Annotated in this window: 29 protein-coding genes and 1 pseudogene; all 30 read left to right on the forward strand. The window is 57.4% G+C overall.

Annotation, left to right across the window (positions count from 1 at the left end):
- Window positions 1-227, forward strand: a pseudogene (locus tag RTH46_RS16005) (elongation factor Tu); the annotation flags it as partial.
- Window positions 228-368: 141 nt separating this feature from the next.
- Window positions 369-680 (forward strand): 30S ribosomal protein S10, encoded by a 312-nt coding sequence (rpsJ, locus tag RTH46_RS16010; RefSeq protein ID WP_003186070.1) that lies wholly within the window; start codon window positions 369-371, stop codon window positions 678-680.
- 80 nt (window positions 681-760) lie between these two features.
- Window positions 761-1,396, forward strand: coding sequence for a 50S ribosomal protein L3 (gene rplC, locus RTH46_RS16015; protein WP_011531887.1), 636 nt, complete (start codon window positions 761-763; stop codon window positions 1,394-1,396).
- A 12-nt stretch (window positions 1,397-1,408) separates the two neighbouring features.
- Window positions 1,409-2,011: a 50S ribosomal protein L4 gene (gene rplD / locus RTH46_RS16020; protein ID WP_003255485.1), complete on the forward strand. Its 603-nt coding sequence runs from the start codon at window positions 1,409-1,411 to the stop codon at window positions 2,009-2,011.
- The gene (rplW, locus tag RTH46_RS16025; protein ID WP_003255484.1) at window positions 2,008-2,307 is read left to right on the forward strand and encodes a 50S ribosomal protein L23; all 300 of its coding nucleotides are present in this window, start codon (window positions 2,008-2,010) and stop codon (window positions 2,305-2,307) included. Before rplD ends, rplW begins: the two co-directional genes overlap by 4 nt.
- A gap of 14 nt (window positions 2,308-2,321) precedes the next feature.
- On the forward strand, window positions 2,322-3,146 hold the full coding sequence (gene rplB / locus RTH46_RS16030) for a 50S ribosomal protein L2 (RefSeq protein ID WP_003255483.1): 825 nt from the start codon (window positions 2,322-2,324) through the stop codon (window positions 3,144-3,146).
- Window positions 3,147-3,162: 16 nt separating this feature from the next.
- Window positions 3,163-3,438, forward strand: coding sequence for a 30S ribosomal protein S19 (gene rpsS, locus RTH46_RS16035; RefSeq protein ID WP_003255482.1), 276 nt, complete (start codon window positions 3,163-3,165; stop codon window positions 3,436-3,438).
- Between the two features lie 11 nt (window positions 3,439-3,449).
- On the forward strand, window positions 3,450-3,782 hold the full coding sequence (gene rplV / locus RTH46_RS16040) for a 50S ribosomal protein L22 (RefSeq protein WP_003103908.1): 333 nt from the start codon (window positions 3,450-3,452) through the stop codon (window positions 3,780-3,782).
- Window positions 3,783-3,795: 13 nt separating this feature from the next.
- Window positions 3,796-4,482, forward strand: a complete 687-nt coding sequence (rpsC, locus tag RTH46_RS16045) for a 30S ribosomal protein S3 (RefSeq protein ID WP_011531889.1) — start codon at window positions 3,796-3,798, stop codon at window positions 4,480-4,482.
- A 12-nt stretch (window positions 4,483-4,494) separates the two neighbouring features.
- Window positions 4,495-4,908, forward strand: a complete 414-nt coding sequence (gene rplP / locus RTH46_RS16050; protein ID WP_009397508.1) for a 50S ribosomal protein L16 — start codon at window positions 4,495-4,497, stop codon at window positions 4,906-4,908.
- Entirely contained in the window at window positions 4,908-5,099 is a 192-nt protein-coding gene (rpmC, locus tag RTH46_RS16055; RefSeq protein WP_002555481.1) for a 50S ribosomal protein L29, read from the forward strand. The genes rplP and rpmC overlap by 1 nt, the downstream gene beginning before the upstream one ends.
- A gap of 2 nt (window positions 5,100-5,101) precedes the next feature.
- Window positions 5,102-5,368, forward strand: coding sequence for a 30S ribosomal protein S17 (gene rpsQ, locus RTH46_RS16060; protein ID WP_003255478.1), 267 nt, complete (start codon window positions 5,102-5,104; stop codon window positions 5,366-5,368).
- A gap of 23 nt (window positions 5,369-5,391) precedes the next feature.
- The gene (gene rplN / locus RTH46_RS16065; protein WP_008089810.1) at window positions 5,392-5,760 is read left to right on the forward strand and encodes a 50S ribosomal protein L14; all 369 of its coding nucleotides are present in this window, start codon (window positions 5,392-5,394) and stop codon (window positions 5,758-5,760) included.
- A gap of 11 nt (window positions 5,761-5,771) precedes the next feature.
- Complete coding sequence (gene rplX, locus RTH46_RS16070) at window positions 5,772-6,086, forward strand: 50S ribosomal protein L24 (protein WP_023629180.1); 315 nt, start codon at window positions 5,772-5,774, stop codon at window positions 6,084-6,086.
- Between the two features lie 20 nt (window positions 6,087-6,106).
- Window positions 6,107-6,646 (forward strand): 50S ribosomal protein L5, encoded by a 540-nt coding sequence (gene rplE, locus RTH46_RS16075; protein ID WP_003255474.1) that lies wholly within the window; start codon window positions 6,107-6,109, stop codon window positions 6,644-6,646.
- A 13-nt stretch (window positions 6,647-6,659) separates the two neighbouring features.
- A complete protein-coding gene (gene rpsN / locus RTH46_RS16080) occupies window positions 6,660-6,965 on the forward strand; it encodes a 30S ribosomal protein S14 (protein WP_023629181.1) in 306 nt (101 codons plus the stop codon).
- Window positions 6,966-7,175: 210 nt separating this feature from the next.
- Window positions 7,176-7,568 (forward strand): 30S ribosomal protein S8, encoded by a 393-nt coding sequence (gene rpsH, locus RTH46_RS16085; RefSeq protein WP_110996348.1) that lies wholly within the window; start codon window positions 7,176-7,178, stop codon window positions 7,566-7,568.
- Between the two features lie 12 nt (window positions 7,569-7,580).
- Entirely contained in the window at window positions 7,581-8,114 is a 534-nt protein-coding gene (rplF, locus tag RTH46_RS16090; protein WP_110996349.1) for a 50S ribosomal protein L6, read from the forward strand.
- 10 nt (window positions 8,115-8,124) lie between these two features.
- Complete coding sequence (gene rplR, locus RTH46_RS16095; RefSeq protein WP_011531893.1) at window positions 8,125-8,475, forward strand: 50S ribosomal protein L18; 351 nt, start codon at window positions 8,125-8,127, stop codon at window positions 8,473-8,475.
- Window positions 8,476-8,478: 3 nt separating this feature from the next.
- Complete coding sequence (rpsE, locus tag RTH46_RS16100) at window positions 8,479-8,979, forward strand: 30S ribosomal protein S5 (protein ID WP_046857343.1); 501 nt, start codon at window positions 8,479-8,481, stop codon at window positions 8,977-8,979.
- 2 nt (window positions 8,980-8,981) lie between these two features.
- Complete coding sequence (rpmD, locus tag RTH46_RS16105; protein WP_011531895.1) at window positions 8,982-9,158, forward strand: 50S ribosomal protein L30; 177 nt, start codon at window positions 8,982-8,984, stop codon at window positions 9,156-9,158.
- Between the two features lie 3 nt (window positions 9,159-9,161).
- Window positions 9,162-9,596 (forward strand): 50S ribosomal protein L15, encoded by a 435-nt coding sequence (gene rplO, locus RTH46_RS16110; protein ID WP_110996350.1) that lies wholly within the window; start codon window positions 9,162-9,164, stop codon window positions 9,594-9,596.
- Window positions 9,597-10,928 (forward strand): preprotein translocase subunit SecY, encoded by a 1,332-nt coding sequence (secY, locus tag RTH46_RS16115; protein ID WP_003257108.1) that lies wholly within the window; start codon window positions 9,597-9,599, stop codon window positions 10,926-10,928.
- A 30-nt stretch (window positions 10,929-10,958) separates the two neighbouring features.
- Complete coding sequence (gene rpmJ, locus RTH46_RS16120) at window positions 10,959-11,075, forward strand: 50S ribosomal protein L36 (protein ID WP_032116397.1); 117 nt, start codon at window positions 10,959-10,961, stop codon at window positions 11,073-11,075.
- A gap of 129 nt (window positions 11,076-11,204) precedes the next feature.
- Complete coding sequence (gene rpsM, locus RTH46_RS16125; protein ID WP_003255457.1) at window positions 11,205-11,561, forward strand: 30S ribosomal protein S13; 357 nt, start codon at window positions 11,205-11,207, stop codon at window positions 11,559-11,561.
- Window positions 11,562-11,579: 18 nt separating this feature from the next.
- Window positions 11,580-11,969: a 30S ribosomal protein S11 gene (rpsK, locus tag RTH46_RS16130; protein WP_003255454.1), complete on the forward strand. Its 390-nt coding sequence runs from the start codon at window positions 11,580-11,582 to the stop codon at window positions 11,967-11,969.
- 15 nt (window positions 11,970-11,984) lie between these two features.
- Window positions 11,985-12,605, forward strand: a complete 621-nt coding sequence (gene rpsD / locus RTH46_RS16135) for a 30S ribosomal protein S4 (protein WP_110996351.1) — start codon at window positions 11,985-11,987, stop codon at window positions 12,603-12,605.
- Window positions 12,606-12,627: 22 nt separating this feature from the next.
- Window positions 12,628-13,629: a DNA-directed RNA polymerase subunit alpha gene (locus RTH46_RS16140; RefSeq protein WP_003255452.1), complete on the forward strand. Its 1,002-nt coding sequence runs from the start codon at window positions 12,628-12,630 to the stop codon at window positions 13,627-13,629.
- 42 nt (window positions 13,630-13,671) lie between these two features.
- A complete protein-coding gene (rplQ, locus tag RTH46_RS16145) occupies window positions 13,672-14,058 on the forward strand; it encodes a 50S ribosomal protein L17 (RefSeq protein WP_003255451.1) in 387 nt (128 codons plus the stop codon).
- A 171-nt stretch (window positions 14,059-14,229) separates the two neighbouring features.
- Window positions 14,230-15,669: a catalase gene (locus RTH46_RS16150; RefSeq protein WP_153788702.1), complete on the forward strand. Its 1,440-nt coding sequence runs from the start codon at window positions 14,230-14,232 to the stop codon at window positions 15,667-15,669.
- The last annotated feature ends 87 nt before the right edge of the window (window positions 15,670-15,756 follow it).

The raw sequence follows: 15,756 nt of genomic DNA on the forward strand, positions 1-15,756 counted from the left end.
CGGTCAAGCCGCACACCAAGTTCACCGCAGAAGTCTACGTTCTGTCGAAGGACGTAACCGGTAACTGCCAGCTGCCAGAAGGCGTTGAGATGGTAATGCCAGGTGACAACATCCAGATGGAAGTCACCCTGATCAAGACCATCGCAATGGAAGACGGTCTGCGCTTCGCCATCCGTGAAGGCGGTCGTACCGTCGGCGCCGGCGTCGTAGCCAAAATCATCGAGTAATCACTCGACCGATTGAAAAAGCCCCCGCTCAGCGGGGGCTTTTTTTATTGGGTTGACACTAAATTGGGGCGTCTATAGAATCACGCCTCCTTTTAGCGGGCGTAGTGCGTCCGTTGGGAACAGCCTGGAGTCTGAAATCCAATGCAAAATCAGCAAATCCGTATCAGGTTGAAGGCTTTCGACCATCGCCTGATCGACCAATCCACCCAGGAAATCGTGGAAACCGCGAAACGTACTGGTGCACAAGTGCGTGGTCCAATTCCACTGCCTACCCGCAAAGAGCGTTTCACCGTTCTGGTCTCCCCGCACGTCAACAAAGACGCGCGTGACCAGTACGAGATTCGCACTCATAAGCGTGTTCTGGACATCGTCCAGCCAACGGATAAAACCGTTGACGCGCTGATGAAGCTTGATCTGGCGGCCGGCGTGGAAGTACAGATCAGCCTCGGCTAAGACTTCGGTCTGGTCGTGTAACGCTCTGAAATGGGCGGCCATAGCGGGTGAAAGCCCCGTACACTCATGAGGTTTACAACATGACTATTGGTGTAGTCGGTCGAAAAGCGGGTATGACCCGTATTTTCACCGAAGAAGGTGTCTCCATTCCGGTCACGGTCATTGAGATCGAGCCGAATCGCGTCACCCAGTTCAAAACCGAAGAAACTGATGGCTACCGTGCAGTGCAAGTCACTGTCGGCGAGCGTCGTGCTTCGCGTGTGACCGCCGCTCAGGCTGGCCACTTTGCCAAGGCCAACGTTGCCGCTGGTCGCGGTGTCTGGGAGTTCCGTCTTGAAGAAGGCGATTTCCAGGCTGGCGATCTGATCAAAGCTGAACTCTTCACTGCAGGCCAGCTGGTAGACGTAACCGGTCAGTCCAAAGGTAAAGGCTTCGCCGGTACCATCAAGCGTTGGAACTTCCGTGGTCAAGATAACACCCACGGTAACTCCGTATCGCACCGTGTCCCTGGCTCCATCGGCCAGTGCCAGACTCCTGGTCGTGTATTCAAGGGCAAGAAAATGTCCGGTCACATGGGCGCTGAGCGCGTGACTGTGCAGTCCCTGGAAGTAGTACGCGTAGACGCTGAACGCAACCTGCTGCTGATCAAGGGTGCCGTTCCAGGCGCTACTGGCGGCGACGTGGTTGTGCGTCCAGCTGTCAAGGCTCGCGGGTAAGGGGAAACTGACATGCAACTTAATGTAAATGACGCTCAGGCGATCGAAGTTTCCGAACTGACTTTCGGTGGCGAATTCAACGAGACGCTGGTACACCAAGCAGTCGTGGCCTACATGGCCGGCGGCCGTCAGGGCACCAAGCAGCAGAAGACCCGTTCTGACGTAGCCGGTGGCGGTAAGCGCCCATGGCGTCAGAAAGGTACTGGCCGTGCTCGTGCCGGTACTACCCGTGGTCCGATCTGGCGTGGCGGTGGTGTAACCTTCGCAGCTCGTCCTCAGGATCACTCGCAGAAGCTCAACAAGAAGATGTATCGCGCAGCTCTGCGCTCCATCCTCGCTGAGCTGGTGCGTAGCGACCGTCTGGTCGTGGTTCAGGACTTCGCTGTTGAAGCCCCGAAAACCAAAGACCTGCTGAACAAGCTGAACGGCATGGGTCTGAGCGATGTTCTCATCGTTTCCGACGCTGTTGATCAGAACCTGTACCTGGCTGCTCGCAACCTGCCGCACGTCGATGTACGTGACGTTCAAGGTTCCGACCCGGTCAGTCTGATCGCATACGAGAAGGTGTTGATCACCGTCTCGGCCGTGAAGAAATTCGAGGAGCTGCTGGGATGAACCAGGAACGCGTATTCAAAGTCCTCCTTGGCCCGCACGTTTCCGAGAAGGCTACCGTTCTGGCTGAGAAGAAAGGCCAGTTCGTATTCAAGGTTGCTACCGATGCAACCAAGCTGGAAATCAAGAAAGCTGTCGAAGGCCTGTTCAACGTAAAAGTTGAAAACGTGTCGACTGTTAACGTTCTGGGTAAAACCAAGCGTACCGCACGTGGTCTGGGCAAGCGTAATGACTGGAAGAAGGCGATCGTCTCCCTTCAGCCAGGCCAAGATCTCGATTTCAGCAGCAGTGCTGAGTAAGGAAGGGGTGCATCATGGCAATCGTTAAATGCAAACCGACTTCCCCTGGCCGCCGTTTTGTGGTCAAGGTGGTCAACAAGGAGCTGCACAAAGGCGCTCCTCACGCACCGCTGATCGAGAAAAAATCGAAGTCTGGTGGTCGTAACAACAATGGCCGCATCACCACGCGTCACGTGGGTGGTGGTCATAAGCAGCACTACCGTCTGGTCGACTTCCGTCGCAACGACAAGGATGGCATTCCAGCCACCGTCGAGCGTATCGAATACGACCCGAACCGTACTGCTCACATCGCCCTGCTGTGCTACGCAGACGGTGAGCGTCGCTACATCATCGCCCCTAAAGGCGTGAGCGCTGGCGACCAGCTGATCGCAGGTGCCCTGGCCCCAATCAAGGCCGGTAACTCCCTGCAGCTGCGCAACATTCCAGTAGGTAGCACCATTCACGGCATCGAACTGAAGCCGGGTAAAGGTGCTCAGATCGCTCGTTCCGCTGGTGCTTCGGCTCAGCTGATCGCTCGCGAAGGTGTCTACGTGACCCTGCGTCTGCGCTCTGGTGAAATGCGTAAAGTCCTGGCTGAGTGCCGTGCGACCCTGGGCGAAGTCTCGAACTCCGAGCACAGCCTGCGTTCGCTGGGTAAAGCTGGTGCCAAACGCTGGCGCGGCGTTCGCCCAACCGTTCGTGGCGTTGCCATGAACCCGGTTGACCACCCGCATGGTGGTGGTGAAGGTCGTACCTCCGGTGGTCGTCATCCGGTATCGCCATGGGGCTTCCCAACCAAGGGTGCTAAAACCCGTGGTAATAAGCGTACCGACAACATGATCGTCCGTCGTCGCAAGTAACTAGAGGGATACGACAGTGCCACGTTCTCTGAAAAAAGGTCCTTTTATCGATCTTCACCTGTTGAAGAAGGTCGAAGTGGCGGTGGAGAAGAACGATCGCAAGCCAGTTAAAACCTGGTCGCGCCGTTCGATGATCCTGCCACAAATGGTCGGTCTGACCATCGCGGTACACAACGGTCGCCAACACGTCCCAGTTCTCGTGAACGAAGACATGGTCGGCCACAAACTGGGCGAGTTCGCCGGTACCCGCACCTACCGCGGGCACGTGGCTGACAAGAAAGCCAAGCGTTAAGGGGTAAGGAAATGGAAGTAGCCGCTAAGTTGTCGGGCGCTCGCATCTCCGCCCAGAAAGCCCGCTTGGTCGCCGACCAGATCCGCGGGAAGAAGGTGGGCGAAGCGCTCAACCTGTTGGCCTTCAGCAGCAAAAAAGCCGCTGAAATCATGAAGAAAGTCCTCGAGTCGGCCGTTGCCAACGCCGAACACAACGAAGGCGCAGACGTTGATGACCTGAAGGTCTCCACCGTCTTCGTCAACGAAGGGCGTTCGCTGAAGCGCATCATGCCGCGTGCCAAAGGCCGCGCTGATCGCATCGTCAAGCGGTCTTGCCATATCACTGTCAAGGTTGCGGACAAGTAACGGAGTCGATCAGATGGGTCAGAAAGTACATCCCACTGGCATTCGCCTGGGAATCGTCAAGGAGCACACCTCCGTCTGGTACGCAGACGGCGCGACTTACGCAGATTACCTGCTGAAGGATCTGCAAACTCGCGAGTACCTCCAGGACAAACTAAAAAGCGCGTCCGTAAGCCGTATCGATATTCATCGTCCGGCTCAAACTGCACGCATCACCATCCACACCGCTCGTCCCGGTATCGTTATCGGCAAGAAAGGTGAAGATGTTGAGAAGCTGCGTCAGGACCTGACCAAGCAGATGGGTGTGCCTGTGCACATCAACATCGAAGAGATCCGCAAGCCGGAACTCGACGCTATGCTGGTTGCTCAGAGCGTAGCCCAGCAGCTGGAACGCCGCGTAATGTTCCGTCGCGCCATGAAGCGCGCCGTACAGAACGCCATGCGTATTGGTGCCAAGGGCATCAAGATCCAGGTGAGCGGTCGTCTCGGCGGTGCCGAGATCGCACGTACCGAGTGGTATCGCGAAGGTCGTGTGCCCCTGCACACCCTGCGTGCCGATATCGACTACAACACCTACGAAGCTCACACCACCTACGGTGTGATCGGTGTCAAGGTTTGGATCTTCAAAGGCGAAGTGATTGGTGGTCGCCAGGAAGAGCTGAAGCCTCAAGCACCAGCGCCTCGTAAAAAAGCTGCTAAGTAAGGGGTACGCCAAATGTTGCAACCAAAGCGTACAAAATTCCGCAAGCAGATGACTGGCCACAACCGTGGTCTGGCACTGCGCGGTAGCAAGGTCAGCTTCGGCGAGTTCGCTCTGAAAGCTGTCGCCCGCGGTCGTCTCACCGCTCGCCAGATCGAGTCGGCACGTCGTGCCCTGACCCGTCACGTTAAGCGTGGCGGCAAGATCTGGATCCGTGTGTTCCCGGACAAGCCGGTTACCAAGAAGCCTCTCGAAGTGCGGATGGGTAAAGGTAAAGGTTCCGTGGAATACTGGGTTGCCCAGATTCAGCCAGGCAAAGTCCTGTACGAGATCGAGGGTGTTTCTGAAGAGCTGGCGCGCGAAGCTTTCGCCCTGGCCGCTGCAAAGCTGCCTCTCGCCACCTCCTTTGTTAAGCGGACGGTGATGTGATGAAAGCGAATGAACTTCGTGAAAAATCCGCACAGCAACTGAATGAGCAACTGCTCGGCTTGCTGCGCGACCAGTTCAATCTGCGCATGCAGAAAGCAACTGGCCAGTTGGGGCAGTCGCACCTGCTCTCGCAAGTTAAGCGTGACATCGCTCGCGTGAAAACTGTGCTCAACCAGCAGGCAGGTAAGTGATCATGGCTGAAGCTGAAAAAACCGTCCGTACGCTGACTGGCCGTGTCGTCAGCGACAAAATGGACAAGACCATCACCGTTCTGATCGAGCGTCGCGTAAAGCACCCGATCTACGGTAAATACGTTAAGCGTTCGACTAAGCTGCACGCGCACGACGAAGCCAACCAGTGCAAGATCGGCGACAAGGTTTCCATTCGCGAAACCCGTCCGCTGGCCAAGACCAAGTCCTGGGCACTGGTTGAAGTCCTCGAACGCGCTGTTGAAGTCTAAGGGCTAGGGGTCGGAGAAATTTTATGATTCAGACTCAATCCATGCTCGATGTGGCCGATAACAGCGGCGCTCGTCGCGTCATGTGCATCAAGGTGCTCGGCGGTTCGCACCGCCGTTACGCCGGCATCGGTGACATCATCAAGGTAACCGTCAAGGAAGCAATTCCGCGCGGTAAGGTCAAAAAAGGCCAAGTGATGACTGCTGTTGTCGTCCGTACCCGTCACGGTGTACGTCGCGCTGACGGTTCCATCATTCGTTTCGACGGCAACGCTGCTGTTCTGCTGAACACCAAGCAAGAGCCGATCGGCACTCGCATCTTCGGGCCAGTGACCCGTGAACTTCGTACCGAGAAGTTCATGAAGATCGTCTCGCTCGCCCCTGAAGTGCTCTAAGGAGATCCGACATGCAAAAGATTCGTCGTGACGACGAGATCATCGTGATCGCCGGCAAAGACAAAGGTAAGCGCGGTAAGGTGCTGAAGGTTCTCGCTGATGACCGTCTGGTCATCGGTGGTGTCAACCTGGTCAAGCGTCATACCAAGCCTAACCCGATGGCGGGCGTCCAGGGCGGTATCGTCGAGAAAGAAGCGCCACTGCACGCTTCCAACGTTGCCATCTTCAACAGCGAAACCAACAAAGCTGACCGCGTTGGTTTCAAAGTAGAAGAAGGTAAGAAAATTCGTGTCTTCAAGTCGACCCAAAAAGCGGTTGATGCTTGAACACTGCTAGGTAGAAGACCATGGCACGACTGAAAGAGATTTACCGGAACGAAATCGCTCCTAAGCTTAAGGAAGAACTTAAGCTGTCGAACGTGATGGAAGTTCCTCGCGTTACCAAAATCACCCTGAACATGGGTCTGGGCGAAGCGATCGGCGACAAGAAAGTCATCGAGCACGCTGTTGCTGACCTGGAAAAGATCACCGGTCAAAAGCCGGTCGTGACTTTCGCTCGCAAATCCATCGCTGGCTTCAAAGTCCGCGAAGGCTGGCCGATCGGCGTCAAGGTGACCCTGCGTAGCGACAAGATGTACGAATTCCTGGACCGCCTGCTGGCGATCTCCCTGCCTCGAGTTCGCGACTTCCGCGGCCTCAATGCCAAGTCCTTCGACGGTCGTGGCAACTACAGCATGGGCGTGAAAGAGCAGATCATCTTCCCGGAAATCGACTACGACAAGATCGATGCTCTGCGCGGTTTGGACATCACCCTGACCACCACTGCTCGTTCGGACGACGAAGGCCGCGCTCTGCTGCGTGCTTTCAAGTTCCCGTTCCGCAACTGATTGGAGTAGGAAAATGGCCAAGAAGAGCATGAAAAACCGCGAGCTGAAGCGTCAGCTCACGGTAGCCAAGTACGCCAAGAAGCGTGCCGAGCTGAAAGCGACCATCGTCAACCTGAACGCCTCTCCAGAAGAGCGTTTCGCTGCCGTTGTCGCCCTGCAGAAGCAGCCACGTGACGCCAGCGCCTCGCGCATGCGTAACCGCTGCCGCATCACCGGTCGTCCGCACGGCGTGTACCGCAAGTTCGGCCTCGGCCGTAACAAGCTGCGCGAAGCCGCCATGCGTGGTGATGTGCCAGGTCTGGTCAAGGCCAGCTGGTAATCCCGGTTGGCGTGACCACCGGCGGAAGGGGAGAGATCTTCCGACCGCCGGTGACCTCGCAAAGAAACAAGCCCCTATATGGGGCTTGTTTCGTTTCTGCCTTGTGTCTAGAATGACCGGCTCACCTGAGCCTGGGTTTTTTACCCTGCCTGCCCGGGTGGTTGTGATAGCCGCAAGGCTAATAATTCTTGTATCAGGAGCATCTAGCCCATGAGTATGCAGGACCCGTTAGCGGACATGCTAACTCGCATCCGTAATGCCCAGATGGCTGAAAAGTCTGTCGTAAGCATGCCTTCCTCCACGCTGAAGGTCGCGGTTGCCAAAGTACTGAAAGACGAAGGTTACATCGCCGGCTACGAAGTCAGCGGCGAAGCCAAACCTTCCCTGTCGATCGAACTGAAGTACTTCGAAGGCCGTCCGGTCATCGAGGAACTGAAGCGCACCAGCCGTCCAGGCCTGCGCCAGTACAAGGCCGTCACTGACCTGCCGAAAGTACGTGGCGGTCTGGGCGTGTCTATCGTCTCCACCAACAAAGGTGTGATGACTGACCGCGCTGCGCGCGCTGCCGGTGTCGGCGGCGAAGTTCTGTGCACAGTGTTCTAAGGGGAGATAGGCATGTCTCGCGTCGCTAAGAACCCCGTTAAGCTGCCAGCAGGCGTCGAAGTCAAATTCGCCGGTCAGCAGCTTTCGGTGAAGGGTGCCAAGGGCACTCTCGAACTGAACGTTCACTCGTCTGTTGAAGTTACCGAAGAAGCTGGCGAGCTGCGTTTCGTCGCTCGCAACGGTGATCAGCAAGCTCGCGCCATGGCCGGTACCACCCGCGCCCTGGTGAACAACATGGTCCAGGGCGTAAGCCAAGGCTTCGAGCGCAAGCTCCAGCTGGTCGGTGTTGGTTACAAGGCACAGGCCAAGGGCACCATCCTGAACCTGGCTCTGGGCTTCTCGCACCCAGTGGATTACGAACTGCCAGCCGGTATCACCGCTGAAACCCCAAGCCAGACCGACATCCTGATCAAGGGTATCGACAAGCAGCTGGTAGGTCAGGTGGCCGCTGAAGTCCGCGGTTTCCGTCCGCCAGAGCCTTACAAGGGCAAGGGTGTGCGTTACGCGGACGAAGTAGTCCGTCGTAAAGAAGCCAAGAAGAAGTAGGGCCTAGCAAATGACCGACAAAAAAGTTACTCGACTGCGTCGCGCTCGCAAAGCACGCCTGAAAATGCACGAGCTCGAAGCCGTGCGTCTGTGCGTGTTCCGCTCCTCGCAGCACATCTACGCCCAGGTCATCTCGGCCGACGGCAGCAAGGTTCTGGCAAGTGCCTCGACCTTGGACAAAGAACTGCGTGATGGTGCCACCGGCAACATCGACGCGGCCACTAAGGTTGGCAAGCTGGTAGCTGAGCGTGCGAAAGCCGCCGGTGTATCTCAAGTTGCCTTTGACCGTTCCGGCTTCAAGTACCATGGCCGCGTCAAAGCGCTGGCTGATGCTGCTCGTGAAGGCGGGCTGGAGTTCTAAGTTATGGCAAATAACGATCAAAAGCGCGACGAAGGCTACATCGAGAAGCTGGTTCAAGTTAACCGCGTTGCCAAGACCGTCAAGGGCGGCCGTATCTTCACCTTCACCGCGCTGACCGTGGTAGGTGATGGCAAGGGCCGCGTCGGCTTCGGCCGTGGCAAATCGCGCGAAGTACCAGCTGCGATCCAGAAAGCCATGGAAGCTGCTCGTCGCAACATGATTCAGGTTGACCTGAAAGGCACCACCCTGCAGTACGCCACCAAGGCCGCCCACGGCGCCTCGAAGGTCTACATGCAGCCTGCCTCGGAAGGTACCGGTATCATCGCCGGCGGCGCAATGCGTGCCGTCCTGGAAGTTGCTGGCGTTCAGAACGTCCTGGCCAAGTGCTACGGCTCGACCAACCCAGTGAACGTGGTACACGCCACCTTCAAGGGTCTGAAAGCCATGCAATCCCCTGAGTCCATTGCTGCCAAGCGCGGCAAGACTGTTGAGGAGATCCGCTGATCATGGCAACCGTTAAAGTTACGCTGATCAAGAGCGTCTCGGGCCGTATCCCTAACCACAAACTGTGCGTCAAGGGTCTGGGTCTGCGTCGTATCGGTCACACTGTAGAAGTCCAGGATACTCCCGAGAACCGCGGGATGATCAACAAGGCTTACTACATGCTGAAGGTCGAGGGTTAATCGATGAAACTCAATGATCTGAGTCCAGCGCCGGGTTCCCGTCGCGAGAAGCACCGTCCGGGCCGTGGTATCGGTAGCGGTCTGGGCAAGACCGGTGGCCGTGGTCACAAAGGTCAGACCTCGCGCTCCGGTGGCACCATTGCTCCAGGCTTCGAAGGCGGTCAACAGCCGCTGCACCGTCGCCTGCCGAAGTTCGGCTTCGTATCCCTGAAAGCCATGGACCGCGCAGAAGTGCGTCTGTCCGAGCTGGCCAAGGTGGAAGGCGATCTGATCACCGTTCAGTCCCTCAAGGACGCCAACGTGATCGGCCAGCACGTACAGCGCGTGAAAATCATGCTGTCGGGCGAAGTCACTCGCGCAGTCACCCTCAAGGGTATCGCCGTCACCAAAGGTGCACGTGCGGCTATCGAAGCAGCTGGCGGCAAGTTCGAGGAATAAATGGCTAAGCAAGGTGCTCTCTCTTCGCTCGGTAAGGGCGGGATGTCGGAACTCTGGGCTCGTCTGCGTTTTCTGTTCATGGCGATCATCGTCTATCGGATTGGCGCGCACATCCCGGTACCAGGCATTAACCCGGACCGTCTCGCGGATCTGTTCCGGCAGAATGAGGGGACCATTCTTAGCTTGTTCAACATGTTTTCCGGCGGCGCGCTGGAGCGCATGAGCATCTTTGCACTGGGGATCATGCCGTACATCTCGGCATCGATCATCATGCAGCTCATGACCGCTGTCAGCCCGCAGCTGGAGCAGTTGAAGAAGGAAGGTGAAGCTGGCCGTCGCAAGATCAGCCAGTACACCCGCTACGGCACCGTTATCCTGGCGCTGGTTCAAGCCATTGGCATGTCCATTGGCCTGGCCAACCAGGGCGTGGCGTTTTCTGTTGGCCTCGGCTTCCATGTCGTCGCCGTCTCCACCTTCGTGGCAGGCGCGATGTTCATGATGTGGCTGGGTGAGCAGATCACCGAGCGCGGTGTGGGCAACGGTATCTCGATGTTGATCTTCGCAGGTATCGTTGCCGGTCTTCCGAGAGCAATCGGGCAGTCTTTCGAGTCTGCACGCACAGGCGATATCAACATCTTCGCCCTGGTCGCTATCGGTTTGCTGGCAGTAGCGATTATCGGTTTCGTGGTGTTCATTGAGCGTGGTCAGCGTCGTATCGCCGTTCACTACGCCAAGCGTCAGCAGGGCCGCAAGGTCTTCGCTGCGCAGACCAGCCACCTGCCGCTGAAAGTGAACATGGCGGGCGTAATCCCGGCCATTTTCGCGAGCAGCATCTTGCTGTTCCCGGCTTCGCTGGGTGCCTGGTTCGGTCAGTCCGAAGGTATGGGCTGGCTGCAGGACATCTCGCAGTCGATCGCTCCTGGTCAGCCGTTGAACATTCTGCTGTTTAGTGCAGGGATCATTTTCTTCTGCTTCTTCTACACAGCGTTGATGTTCAATCCGAAAGACGTAGCGGAAAACCTGAAGAAGTCCGGTGCCTTTATTCCGGGTATCCGTCCTGGTGAGCAGTCGGCACGCTACATTGATGGCGTTCTGACCCGTTTGACCATGTTCGGTGCTCTTTACATGATGGCCGTGTGCCTGCTGCCCCAGTTCCTGGTGGTGGCTGCAAACGTGCCGTTCTACCTTGGCGGGACCTCGTTGCTGATTGTGGTAGTGGTTGTGATGGACTTCATGTCCCAAGTACAATCGCACCTCGTTTCGCACCAGTACGAATCCCTGATGAAGAAAGCCAACCTGAAAGGCTACGGCGGCAGCGGTCTGCTGCGCTGATCTAGCCCCTTAAGGTTCGAGGAGTCGGTAATGAAAGTTCGTGCATCGGTGAAAAAGCTGTGCCGCAACTGCAAGATCATTCGTCGCGAAGGTATCGTGCGCGTGATCTGCAGCGTGGAACCGCGTCACAAGCAGCGCCAAGGCTGAGTGTGATCTGCGTCAAACCCAGCAGCTAGTGTGCTGCTGGGTTGATTATTCGTTTCTACAGCGATATTATCTCGCGCCCTATTTCTTGGCTTCCGGGGCGTAGGTAGCTGTCAATTGGAGTCCCACTGAATGGCCCGTATTGCAGGCGTCAACATTCCAGATAACAAGCATACTGTTATCTCGCTGACCTACATCTATGGTGTCGGTCGCACTACTGCACAGAAAATCTGTGCAGACGCTGGTGTCAACCCAGCCGCAAAGATCAAGGATCTGAGCGACGAGCAAATCGAAACCCTGCGTGGCGAAGTTGCGAAGTTCACCACCGAAGGTGACCTGCGTCGTGACATCAACATGAAGATCAAACGCTTGATGGACCTGGGTTGCTACCGCGGCCTGCGTCATCGTAAAGGTCTGCCGGTTCGCGGTCAGCGCACCAAGACCAACGCACGCACCCGTAAGGGCCCGCGTAAGCCGATCCGCAAGTAATCGCCCAGGAATATAGACATGGCAAAACCTGCTGCTCGTCCTCGTAAAAAAGTCAAAAAGACAGTGGTTGATGGCATCGCCCACATCCATGCGTCTTTCAACAACACCATCGTGACCATCACCGACCGTCAGGGCAACGCACTGTCCTGGGCGACCTCCGGTGGTTCGGGTTTCCGTGGTTCGCGCAAATCCACCCCGTTCGCAGCCCAGATCGCTGCTGAGCGTGCTGGTCAAGCTGCGCTGGAATACGGCCTGAAAAACCTCGACGTCAACGTCAAGGGTCCAGGTCCGGGTCGTGAATCCGCCGTTCGTGCACTGAACAGCTGCGGCTACAAGATCGCCAGCATCACCGACGTGACGCCAATCCCGCATAACGGGTGCCGTCCGCCGAAGAAGCGTCGCGTGTAATCAGGAGACAGATAAATGGCACGTTACATTGGTCCAAAATGCAAACTGTCTCGCCGTGAAGGCACTGACCTGTTCCTGAAGAGCGGCGTTCGCGCTCTGGAATCGAAGTGCAACATCGAAGCAGCCCCAGGTATCCACGGCCAGCGCCGTGGCCGTCAGTCCGACTACGGTACCCAGCTGCGCGAGAAACAAAAAGTTCGTCGTATCTACGGTGTTCTGGAGCGTCAATTCCGCGGTTACTACCAAGCGGCTGCCTCGAAGAAAGGCGCCACCGGTGAGAACCTGCTGCAGATGCTCGAGTCCCGTCTGGACAACGTCGTCTACCGTATGGGCTTCGGTTCCACCCGTTCCGAGTCCCGTCAGCTGGTTTCGCACAAAGCAATCAGCGTCAACGGCAAGACCGTGAACATTCCATCCTACCAAGTTCGTCCGGGTGACGTGGTCGCAGTTCGCGAGAAGTCGCTGAACCAGCTGCGCATTGTTCAAGCCCTTGAACTGTGCTCTCAGCGTGGCCGCGTTGAGTGGGTAGACGTGGATGCTGCTAAAAAGTCGGGCGTTTTCAAGAACGTTCCTGCTCGCAGCGACCTGTCCGCCGACATCAACGAAAACCTGATTGTCGAGCTCTACTCCAAGTAAGGGCTAGAAAATAGGTGCATCCATGCAGATTTCGGTAAATGAGTTTCTGACACCCCGCCACATTGATGTGCAGGTTGTCAGTCCAACCCGCGCCAAGATCACGCTCGAGCCTCTCGAGCGTGGCTTCGGCCATACCCTGGGCAACGCGCTGCGCCGCATCCTGTTGTCCTCCATGCCTGGCTGTGCAGTAGTCGAGGCCGAGATCGATGGCGTACTCCATGAGTACTCCGCGATCGAAGGTGTACAGGAAGACGTCATTGAAATCCTGTTGAACCTGAAAGGCCTGGCTATCAAGCTGCACGGTCGTGACGAAGTTACGCTGACCTTGTCGAAAAAGGGTTCGGGGGTGGTTACCGCTGCCGATATTCAGCTGGATCACGATGTCGAGATCGTCAACCCCGATCACGTAATCGCGAACCTGGCGTCCAACGGCGCCCTGAACATGAAGCTCACTGTAGCTCGTGGTCGCGGTTACGAGCCGGCCGACTCCCGTCAGACCGACGAAGACGAAAGCCGTAGCATTGGCCGTCTGCAGCTGGACGCTTCGTTCAGCCCGGTGCGTCGTATCGCCTATGTGGTCGAGAACGCCCGTGTTGAACAGCGTACCAACCTGGACAAGCTGGTCATCGATCTGGAAACCAACGGTACCCTGGATCCTGAAGAGGCCATCCGTCGTGCCGCGACCATCCTGCAACAGCAGCTGGCCGCGTTCGTCGACCTCAAAGGTGACAGCGAGCCGGTTGTGGTCGAGCAGGAAGACGAGATCGATCCGATCCTGCTGCGCCCGGTTGACGACCTGGAACTGACCGTACGTTCGGCCAACTGCCTCAAGGCGGAGAACATCTACTACATCGGCGACCTGATTCAGCGTACCGAAGTAGAGCTGTTGAAGACTCCTAACCTGGGCAAGAAGTCCCTGACTGAAATCAAGGACGTCCTGGCCTCCCGTGGTCTGTCTCTCGGCATGCGCCTCGACAACTGGCCGCCTGCAAGCCTTAAGAAAGACGACAAGGCGACAGCCTGATCGTCGTAATCACCGAACGTTGTGTTTGGTAAGGAATGAATCATGCGTCATCGTAAAAGTGGACGTCACCTGAGCCGTACCAGCTCTCACCGCAAAGCTATGTTCCAGAACATGGCTGTGTCGCTGATCGAGCACGAGCTGATCAAAACCACCCTGCCGAAAGCCAAGGAACTGCGCCGCGTTGCCGAGCCGCTGATCACCCTGGCCAAGGAAGACAGCGTTGCCAACCGCCGTCTGGCCTTCGACCGTACTCGTTCGAAGTCCGCTGTTGGCAAACTGTTCAACGACCTGGGCAAGCGCTACGCCACCCGTCAGGGCGGCTACCTGCGTATCCTGAAGTGCGGTTTCCGCGCTGGCGACAACGCGCCTATGGCGTACGTCGAGCTGGTTGATCGTCCGGTCGGTGGTGCTGTAGAAGCTGCCGAGTAAGACGTTCTGTCTGCTACAAAGAACCGGGCCTAGTGCCCGGTTTTTTGTTGTCCGATGAATTGTCATTTTCTATTGATGCAAGTCAGGCAATGAATTTGTTCGTGTAACACCACTCGTCAATACTCTCTCCAAGCCGATTAGCCGGCCGTTCAAGACCGATAAGGAGAGCCCATGAGCAAGATTCTCACCACCGCCAGCGGTGCACCTGTAGCCGATAACCAGAACTCCCGTTCCGCCGGCCCGCGCGGCCCGCTGCTGCTCGACGATTTCCACCTGCTCGAGAAGCTCGCCCACTTCAACCGCGAGAACATTCCTGAGCGCCGTGTACATGCCAAAGGCTCGGGCGCCTACGGCACGTTCACCGTAACCCGCGATATCACCGGCTACACCAGTGCCAAGCTGTTCAGCGCCGTCGGCAAGCAGACCGAGACCTTCCTGCGCTTCTCCACCGTGGGTGGCGAGCGCGGCTCTGCCGATACCGAGCGCGACCCGCGCGGCTTTGCGCTCAAGTTCTACACCGAGGAAGGCAACTGGGACATCGTCGGCAACAACACGCCGGTCTTCTTCATTCGAGACCCGCTGAAATTCCCGGATTTCATCCACACCCAGAAGCGCCACCCGCAGAGCAACCTTAAGAATGCCCAGATGATGTGGGACTTCTGGTCGCATTCGCCCGAAGCGCTGCACCAGGTCACCATCCTGTTCTCCGATCGCGGCATTCCTGACGGCTACCGCCACATGCACGGTTTCGGCAGCCATACCTACAGCCTGATCAACGACAAAGGTGAGCGCACCTGGGTCAAGTGGCACTACAAGACGCAACAGGGCATCAAGAACCTGGCCCCTGCCGAAGCAGCCCGCCTGGCCGGCAGCGACCCTGATTACGCCCAGCGCGACCTGTTCGAAGCCATCGAGCGTGGCGATTACCCGCGCTGGACCGTGTGCATCCAGGTGATGAGCGAAGCCGAAGCTGCAAGCCGTCAGGAAAACCCGTTCGACGTGACCAAGACCTGGTCGCAAAAGGACTACCCGCTGATCGAGGTCGGCGTGCTCGAGCTCAACCGCAACCCGCTCAACTACTTCGCCGAAGTTGAGCAGGCCACCTTCGGCCCGAGCAACATGGTCCCGGGTGTGGGGCTGTCGCCGGACCGTATGCTGCAGGGCCGGGTATTTGCCTACGCCGACGCCCACCGCTACCGCGTGGGTACCAATCACCAGCATCTGCCGGTGAACGCGCCGCGCAGCCCTGTGCACAGCTACCAGCGCGATGGCGCCATGGCCAGCGGCAGCTACGGCAGCGCGCCGAACTACGAGCCCAACAGCTTCAGCGATGCACCCAAGCAGTCGGCGCGTCATGCCGAGCCGTCGTTGGCTCTCAATGGCGCGGCTGATCGCTACGATCACCGCGAGGACAGCGATTACTACAGCCATGCCGGCGCACTGTTCCGTCTGATGAGCGACGAACAGCGAGCGCTGCTGATCAACAACATCGCCGGCACCATGGCCAACGTCAGCGAGGACGTCATCCAGCGTCAACTGCAGCACTTCTACAAGGCCGATCCGGCCTATGCAGAAGGCATTGCCAAAGCCCTGGGCATAACCCTTGCCTAACTCGAAGTGATAAAAAGAACCGCCCTCATTTGGGCGGTTTTTCAATGAAAATCACTACGGTTTAGCCGATTATTTGCCGTTAATTGC

This window comes from Pseudomonas sp. zfem004 (assembly GCF_032621715.1).
GTDB lineage: Bacteria > Pseudomonadota > Gammaproteobacteria > Pseudomonadales > Pseudomonadaceae > Aquipseudomonas > Aquipseudomonas sichuanensis.

What these genes read in the sequence shown, in the direction of transcription:
- rpsC (WP_011531889.1), top strand. Translation starts at nt 3,796, where the DNA reads ATGGGTCAGAAAGTACATCCCACTGGCATTCGCCTGGGAATCGTCAAG.
- rplD (WP_003255485.1), top strand. Translation starts at nt 1,409, where the DNA reads ATGCAACTTAATGTAAATGACGCTCAGGCGATCGAAGTTTCCGAACTG.
- rplE (WP_003255474.1), top strand. Translation starts at nt 6,107, where the DNA reads ATGGCACGACTGAAAGAGATTTACCGGAACGAAATCGCTCCTAAGCTT.
- rpsH (WP_110996348.1), top strand. Translation starts at nt 7,176, where the DNA reads ATGAGTATGCAGGACCCGTTAGCGGACATGCTAACTCGCATCCGTAAT.
- secY (WP_003257108.1), top strand. Translation starts at nt 9,597, where the DNA reads ATGGCTAAGCAAGGTGCTCTCTCTTCGCTCGGTAAGGGCGGGATGTCG.
- rpsQ (WP_003255478.1), top strand. Translation starts at nt 5,102, where the DNA reads ATGGCTGAAGCTGAAAAAACCGTCCGTACGCTGACTGGCCGTGTCGTC.
- rplQ (WP_003255451.1), top strand. Translation starts at nt 13,672, where the DNA reads ATGCGTCATCGTAAAAGTGGACGTCACCTGAGCCGTACCAGCTCTCAC.
- rplR (WP_011531893.1), top strand. Translation starts at nt 8,125, where the DNA reads ATGACCGACAAAAAAGTTACTCGACTGCGTCGCGCTCGCAAAGCACGC.
- rplB (WP_003255483.1), top strand. Translation starts at nt 2,322, where the DNA reads ATGGCAATCGTTAAATGCAAACCGACTTCCCCTGGCCGCCGTTTTGTG.
- rpsN (WP_023629181.1), top strand. Translation starts at nt 6,660, where the DNA reads ATGGCCAAGAAGAGCATGAAAAACCGCGAGCTGAAGCGTCAGCTCACG.
- rpmC (WP_002555481.1), top strand. Translation starts at nt 4,908, where the DNA reads ATGAAAGCGAATGAACTTCGTGAAAAATCCGCACAGCAACTGAATGAG.
- rplW (WP_003255484.1), top strand. Translation starts at nt 2,008, where the DNA reads ATGAACCAGGAACGCGTATTCAAAGTCCTCCTTGGCCCGCACGTTTCC.
- rplO (WP_110996350.1), top strand. Translation starts at nt 9,162, where the DNA reads ATGAAACTCAATGATCTGAGTCCAGCGCCGGGTTCCCGTCGCGAGAAG.
- rplP (WP_009397508.1), top strand. Translation starts at nt 4,495, where the DNA reads ATGTTGCAACCAAAGCGTACAAAATTCCGCAAGCAGATGACTGGCCAC.
- rplX (WP_023629180.1), top strand. Translation starts at nt 5,772, where the DNA reads ATGCAAAAGATTCGTCGTGACGACGAGATCATCGTGATCGCCGGCAAA.
- RTH46_RS16150 (WP_153788702.1), top strand. Translation starts at nt 14,230, where the DNA reads ATGAGCAAGATTCTCACCACCGCCAGCGGTGCACCTGTAGCCGATAAC.
- rplN (WP_008089810.1), top strand. Translation starts at nt 5,392, where the DNA reads ATGATTCAGACTCAATCCATGCTCGATGTGGCCGATAACAGCGGCGCT.
- rplF (WP_110996349.1), top strand. Translation starts at nt 7,581, where the DNA reads ATGTCTCGCGTCGCTAAGAACCCCGTTAAGCTGCCAGCAGGCGTCGAA.
- rpsJ (WP_003186070.1), top strand. Translation starts at nt 369, where the DNA reads ATGCAAAATCAGCAAATCCGTATCAGGTTGAAGGCTTTCGACCATCGC.
- RTH46_RS16140 (WP_003255452.1), top strand. Translation starts at nt 12,628, where the DNA reads ATGCAGATTTCGGTAAATGAGTTTCTGACACCCCGCCACATTGATGTG.
- rpsM (WP_003255457.1), top strand. Translation starts at nt 11,205, where the DNA reads ATGGCCCGTATTGCAGGCGTCAACATTCCAGATAACAAGCATACTGTT.
- rpsK (WP_003255454.1), top strand. Translation starts at nt 11,580, where the DNA reads ATGGCAAAACCTGCTGCTCGTCCTCGTAAAAAAGTCAAAAAGACAGTG.
- rpsD (WP_110996351.1), top strand. Translation starts at nt 11,985, where the DNA reads ATGGCACGTTACATTGGTCCAAAATGCAAACTGTCTCGCCGTGAAGGC.
- rpmD (WP_011531895.1), top strand. Translation starts at nt 8,982, where the DNA reads ATGGCAACCGTTAAAGTTACGCTGATCAAGAGCGTCTCGGGCCGTATC.
- rpsE (WP_046857343.1), top strand. Translation starts at nt 8,479, where the DNA reads ATGGCAAATAACGATCAAAAGCGCGACGAAGGCTACATCGAGAAGCTG.
- rplV (WP_003103908.1), top strand. Translation starts at nt 3,450, where the DNA reads ATGGAAGTAGCCGCTAAGTTGTCGGGCGCTCGCATCTCCGCCCAGAAA.
- rplC (WP_011531887.1), top strand. Translation starts at nt 761, where the DNA reads ATGACTATTGGTGTAGTCGGTCGAAAAGCGGGTATGACCCGTATTTTC.
- rpmJ (WP_032116397.1), top strand. Translation starts at nt 10,959, where the DNA reads ATGAAAGTTCGTGCATCGGTGAAAAAGCTGTGCCGCAACTGCAAGATC.